The organism is Roseateles sp. P5_B10 (assembly GCF_056400485.1).
The window spans coordinates 1-5658 of the sequence record NZ_JBFULE010000328.1; the positions used below are offsets into that span (position 1 = coordinate 1).

General features: G+C 67.6%; 9 protein-coding genes and 1 pseudogene. All 10 read right to left on the reverse strand.

Going from position 1 to position 5658, the window contains the following annotated elements:
- Positions 1–107: 107 nt before the first annotated feature.
- On the reverse strand, positions 108–1499 hold the full coding sequence (locus AC1DU6_RS18370; RefSeq protein WP_477858764.1) for a hypothetical protein: 1392 nt from the start codon (positions 1497–1499) through the stop codon (positions 108–110).
- A gap of 10 nt (positions 1500–1509) precedes the next feature.
- Complete coding sequence (locus AC1DU6_RS18375) at positions 1510–1869, reverse strand: hypothetical protein (protein WP_477858766.1); 360 nt, start codon at positions 1867–1869, stop codon at positions 1510–1512.
- Positions 1866–2060 (reverse strand): hypothetical protein, encoded by a 195-nt coding sequence (locus AC1DU6_RS18380; RefSeq protein WP_477858767.1) that lies wholly within the window; start codon positions 2058–2060, stop codon positions 1866–1868. Before AC1DU6_RS18380 ends, AC1DU6_RS18375 begins: the two co-directional genes overlap by 4 nt.
- Before the next feature lie 28 nt (positions 2061–2088).
- On the reverse strand, positions 2089–2622 hold the full coding sequence (locus AC1DU6_RS18385; protein ID WP_477858769.1) for a hypothetical protein: 534 nt from the start codon (positions 2620–2622) through the stop codon (positions 2089–2091).
- Complete coding sequence (locus AC1DU6_RS18390; RefSeq protein WP_477858770.1) at positions 2615–2761, reverse strand: hypothetical protein; 147 nt, start codon at positions 2759–2761, stop codon at positions 2615–2617. Before AC1DU6_RS18390 ends, AC1DU6_RS18385 begins: the two co-directional genes overlap by 8 nt.
- Entirely contained in the window at positions 2754–3116 is a 363-nt protein-coding gene (locus AC1DU6_RS18395; protein ID WP_477858772.1) for a hypothetical protein, read from the reverse strand. Before AC1DU6_RS18395 ends, AC1DU6_RS18390 begins: the two co-directional genes overlap by 8 nt.
- Positions 3109–3522, reverse strand: a complete 414-nt coding sequence (locus AC1DU6_RS18400) for a zinc-finger-containing protein (RefSeq protein ID WP_477858774.1) — start codon at positions 3520–3522, stop codon at positions 3109–3111. Before AC1DU6_RS18400 ends, AC1DU6_RS18395 begins: the two co-directional genes overlap by 8 nt.
- A 2-nt stretch (positions 3523–3524) precedes the next feature.
- A complete protein-coding gene (locus AC1DU6_RS18405) occupies positions 3525–3812 on the reverse strand; it encodes a KTSC domain-containing protein (protein WP_477858776.1) in 288 nt (95 codons plus the stop codon).
- 118 nt (positions 3813–3930) lie between these two features.
- Entirely contained in the window at positions 3931–5382 is a 1452-nt protein-coding gene (locus tag AC1DU6_RS18410) for a hypothetical protein (protein ID WP_477858777.1), read from the reverse strand.
- A gap of 8 nt (positions 5383–5390) precedes the next feature.
- Positions 5391–5658, reverse strand: a pseudogene (locus AC1DU6_RS18415) (hypothetical protein); the annotation flags it as partial.

Genomic DNA, 5658 nt, shown 5'->3' on the forward strand with positions numbered 1-5658 from the left:
CTCTAGCGGGTCCCTTCCGTTTTTCTTGAAGTAAACGAATCCTGGCTTCTTACCAAATGAGCCAAAGCGAGCCAAGAACGCTGCTGAGCTTCTGTCGAGGCTGCTGCTCATGACTCCTCCGGCACTTCAGCCCCTACTGCGGGGGCTTGGGCGCGAGTGCGCGCATCAGGCTTGCGCACCGTCACGGTCTTGGATGCTTCGCGCTGCATTGCCCACTGGGCGCCACGCACGAAATCCTGCTCGGACTGGTTGGACAACCGCTTTGCAGCCGCCCACGCTGCTTCGCCTGCGTCTTGCAATTCAGGTGCAGGCGCGGGGGCTTGGACGGCTAGGGCACCGCAGGGCAGGTTGTCGTCGATCCCTTCCGTCTCTGCGATCTTGGCGCGATACCACTCAGCGGACGGACGGTGCGGGGAGGTGGCGGCCATCGCGGCGTCGAGATCGCTGAAGTCCGAGTAGGAGTGCAGCGCGGAAACCATCTGGCCGGCCTCGTCGTACTTGACGCGGTAGACGCCCCACGTCCATCCGTCCACGTTGTTGGAATCGGTCGAGTGCAGCCAAGCCAAGCGGCGCTGCGCCTTGCCCTCGGGCAGCGCCCCAACCCAGTCCATGAACTCCTCCGGCACAAGCCTGTAGCCGGGCGGCACCGTCCCCTTGGGCTGCTCCTGGGAAGCCAGGGCCTCGAAGCGCTTGATGTTCTCGCGCTCGTTCTCCATGCCCCAGCAGGCGACAACGAGCGCGGGGACGTGCCACCCATTGACGCAGAAGCCGAYGCCGAACAGGCGCTGGTCCTCGCGAGCCTTGTCTTGCTCTGCGCCCAAGACCGCCGCAGAGGTCGGGTAGTCCTGCCGATATGAGGCCGGCTGAACCTGGGCGACTGAGATCCCGACGCTGTACCCGACCCACACTGCATCGCTCAGATCCTGGCGGTCCATATCTACCCCGGCCTGTTTGGCGGCCTCGCGCAGATCGGTTTGGCCGTCCCCCTCTGCTGGGGATTGGGCGGCCTCCCATAGGTGGCTGGCTGCGTTCCACGTCCAGCCGAGCGATTCGACCAGGGCCTCTGCTTGCACCCATCGCTGCATGTCGCTGGGAGGCACGGCTGCCGGCATAGGCTGGGCGGCAAGGGCGGCGCGGACCTTCTCACCGTACCAGTCGCCTTTGTTGGCAGTGGCCCACGCGTCTTCAGCGGTGTTCGTCACGACATCGTTGTAGGTCTCGCGCGATCCGAAGCCCTCGTCAAAGGCGGCGCGAAGCAGAGCAAGCAGCGCGGCGTCTGCACCCTCAGGGGCTGGGATAGCCTGGCCGGCAAGGTCGGCGCGAACGTACTTGATGCCGTGGCCGCTTGCGTTGTCCTCGCTCCAAGTCAGGGCGTGGAGGTTCGAGAAGTGCGCGTCTTCCTCGGCCGGGTCAAAGCCCAGGTCAAGCCAGATGTGACGCGGCGCCGACGACACGGCCAGCGGCAGGTGTTCAGGCTGGGGGGCTTGAGAATTGGTCATGGTGATGTCCTCAGGCGGCAGCGAGAGCGATGCGGGCCTCTGCCGGCGTGGTGCCGAACCCGGCCGGCGACTCTTGCAGGTTGATGAAGTCGGGGCGCACCGCGCACCAGGCGTTGCCATCCATGAAGACGCGCGAATCCGGGCCGCCGTGCTGCACGCAGGCCAGGCCGGGGACGTAGCCGTCATACAGGTTGTCGGCGCGCATCATTCGGCCCGCCGAGTAGTTCATGGTCTCCGGGCTGTGCGGGCGCTCGCCATAGGCAGGCTGGTCGCAGAAGCCGGCTGGACAGCCGCCCTGCCACATCGGCACGGAGCAGCGCCCAATGCCGTCGGCGTTCGTTTCTTTGTGGTGCTGTTGGAGTTGGCTCATTGCGGTGTGCTCGCGGAGGTGCTGGGATTGGCGGCTTCGCTTGCGCGATTGGCGGCCGTGACTGCTTTGGCGATCCGGTTGGCGTTGGCCAGGGCCTCGGCATCGGTCTGGCCCCAGGCGTCGCAGACGACGTATCCGAACCGGGCCGACTTCACCGAATACACGGTGTCGCCGTTGTGCGCCTTGGTCACGACGAACTCCCAGTCGCCTCTCGTGTGGTCAGCCATGACTGACCTCGCCAGCCGCAGTGACAGGGGCTTGGATTGCGCCCTTCACAAACCGGCCAGCCCATGCGGTCAGGTGGTCGGCCCACCATGCGCTGCTGCCGATGACGGTCTCGTCGGGGAGGTTCGCCAGCACCCAGGCGCGGAAGCCGGCGGCGTCAAAGGCGGCCGGCGCCGACACGGCAGGGGCTGCGGCCAGGGCGTAGGCGCGCATCTGGTCCGCGGTGTAGAGGCGTTCGCACTGTTCGCAGCCAACGTCGCCGCTCTCTGCGAACAGATAGAGGTCGTCTTCGCCTGGCACGTCAGACGCGTGATAGATCCACTTCGGGGTCGGCAGCGGCGGCAGATTCCCAGCCCCTGCGCGGGCACCAATCAGGTCGGCGGCCAGGTTGTAGAAGCTCAGCAGGTGCCGGTCGCTGACGTCCAGGCTGACGACCAGCGGCGTCGAGAAGGTGGGGCAATGCACCTCGATGCTGCGGGCGTCGAGGCGGGTGAAGCGCCAGCCGGGCGGCGGGGTGATGTCAGGCATTGGGGCCTTTCGGTTGCTGGGTCTGCTGCTCGCGGCTCTTCGCGAGGTCTTGCTGGAGTGCGACCCAGTCGATGGGCGGCGGCTCGGGGGCTTGTTGCCAGGGGCGGGCCTGCTGGCGGAGGCGGGCGCGCCTAGACATGCGCGGGCTCCAGAAGGACGGCACGCGCATACTCGATGTCGCTGGCCTTGGGCTTGATGACTCGGATCACGCGGGCTTTCTCGCACTGGAACGACAGTCCTGGCAGCGTGCAGTCAGGGTCGGGCTCGATCAGGCCAAGCGGTTCGCATTCGTAGATCACGCCGCGCTTCACGCTGGCGGCGTACAGAAGCGCCGCGGCTTGCTGTGTCGTGACGTAGACGCGATCCTTTCGATGCACGACGGCCGCGCCGTACTGCGACAGGTTGGGCGCCTTGGTGATTGACGGCGGCAGGATGTAGGCGCCGCGCTGGATGCCAGGCCGGCCGCCGTGCCAGTAGGTGCTGGTTTCAGCCATAGGCTTTCTCCCTCTTGCAGATCTCGACAACGAGGCGGCACCGGTCAACATCGAACTCGCCGATATGGCAGTCCTCAACCGGGATGCCCAGCTTGTGGGCCAGCCACGCATAGGCGGTCTTGCGCGGCTGGCCGGTGTTCATCCAAGTCGGATCGAACGCGGCGTGCGCGGCCTGCTTGGCGGCGCGCAGCTCGGCATTGGCCAGCCGACCTAGCGGCTCGGTGCCGTCGCTGACGACCTTCTTGCCGGCCCGGTAGAACCAGGCGCCGCGCTTGTGGCAGCCGACGTATGCCCCGCACGGGAAGCAGGCCCAGAAGCTCAGGGCGGCCAGGTCATCGCGGTTGCGATAGATCTCGGCGCCCGTGGCGAGCTGGGCGGGCTGCTGGCAGTAGGGGCAGGTCGGCATGCTCAGGCCGGCTGCTGCTCGGCCGCGCGGTACTTCTTGAACGGAGCCGCCTGGAAGTTCAGGCCGAAGTGCTTGCCGATTGACTCGGCCCCGACGAAGGCGGCGTGCTGCTCGGCGGTCACGCCCGGGTAGCAATACACGGCGTTGCCGGTCTTGAAGGACACGGCCAGCGTGTTGGTCACCGGGCAATGGCCGATGGCCGCGACCTTGTTCGACTCGACGGGCGTCAGCGCGATCGCGGGCGCGTCGCCTTCCTCGAAGGCTTGAGGGGCTTTGTATTCCTTGGGCATGGTGATCTCTCTCTAGTGGGGTTGAAAGGGTGGGCCAGCAGCACGGATTCGCATGAAGCAGCGGGTGCATTGGGAGGCTGCGGCGCTAACCCGCAGTGCCGTGCTGCTGTCCCTTTGATCAGGCGGCCTGCCGCTGTTGGCCCGCCAGCGCGATAAGGTGCGCGGAAATGGCGAGGCAGATTGCCGGGAAATCGCTTGGCGGKTACAGCCGGCTTGCGCGCTCCTTGTGGGCCTCGAAACCCAGGCTGGCCAGGAAGTCGGCGGTGGGGTTGAAGCCGAGCCGCGTGCCCAGCTGGCCCAGGGTCATGGTCGGCAGCTCGTTGCGCAGCGCGGCCGCGGCAGGGTGGAAGGCGCGAACCTCCGGAGCGGGTGCCGCGGCGGCGGCTTGCCCTGCGCCCATAGGTCCGCAGACCGGGCTCTGTGTGACAGGCGCGCCGCGGTCGGTAGCGTCGGGCGCGGGCGCCTCTGCCTTCAGAACCTGTTGCGAGCCCTGCTCGTGGGTGTTGGTTGCAGCCTGCGGCGCGAACTCGATCTCGGACTCCTCGTCCACGTCGTCGAAGATGCTGCGGCTGCCATCCGGATTCATGAAGGTGCCGTCGGCGGCGTACCAGTTGCCGCTGTCGTTGACCACGGCGCCGGCGATCACGCCATCGGGAAGCGCCTTGCGGGCAACAAAACCTGGCGCTGCAGCCTTTGCCGCTTCGCTGGCGATGCGTGTGGTGATGGCTTGCGCTTGCCGCTGAGCTTCCAGCTCGACACGCTCGGCTTCCTCGCGCTCACGCTGGGCCTGTGCTGCGGCTTCTTGCTGGGCCTGCAACTCGGCGCGCTGGCGCTCCAGGTCGGCAGCGATGGCGGCCAGGCGGTCGGCCTCGGCCTTTTGCGCCGCGGCGATGCGCTCCCGCTCTTCGTCGGCCTGCGCCGTGGCCAGCAGCGCGCGCATGCGCTCCAGCGTCACGGCCTTCTGCTCTTCAGCCTGGTCGGCAAAGTCTTCCCAGGCTTCACGGTCGATGACGATGCCCTCGACCTTGGTGATGCCGTCGGCGATGCGCGCGGCCGGCAGCCCGCGGGCGTGCTCGACGTAGCCGGCCAGCTTGGCCAAGTTGACCTTGTGGGCTTCCACCCGGGCGGCTTCCTTCTCCGCGGCCAGGCGGCGCTCTTCGTCGAGCTTGGTCTGCGCGGCGTCGATCTGCGGGGTGATGAGCTGCTCGACACCCTCGAAAGCCGTTTCGATGGCAGTCAGCTCTGCGCCGACAGCCCTGCTCACGGTCGTCAGCTTGGACTTCAGGCCGGCCGAGACCTTGCGGGCATCGGCCAGCGGCACGTTGATCAGCCGGTTGCGCAGCGACTTGGCGTCCGCCAGCTTCGTCGGCGTGCTGAGGTCGTGCTCGACGCCGGCCAGGGTCTCGCGGGCGGCCTTCGCGGCGRCATGCGAGCCGTTGAACTGGGCCAGGGCCACGGTCTGCAGGTCGAGCTTGGCCAGGTCCGGCTGAAGGGCGGCTACAGCAGCCCCAGCAGAGGAGACCGGTGCGGCTGCGTCGATAGGCGGGAGGTCGAGGGTTTCGGTGCTCATGGTGATCCTCAGAAGGTGATGGCGTCGAGGTCGACGGGGGCGGGCTTGGCGGCCGGCGCGCGCGGGGCTTCCCACGGCGGAGGCTCGGGCGGCTGGGCGGCTTCGGCGCCGTCCTTCGGGGCGCCGCTCATCTTTTGGGGCGCGCGCAGGATCTCGAGGAAGCTGTCCACCAGGCGCATGAAGCGCACCAGCCGGGTTTCCAGTTCCTCGATGGCGTTCTCGTCGCGCCAGATGCGCTTGACGAACAGGTCCTTGCCGACGGGCGCGAGCCACGGG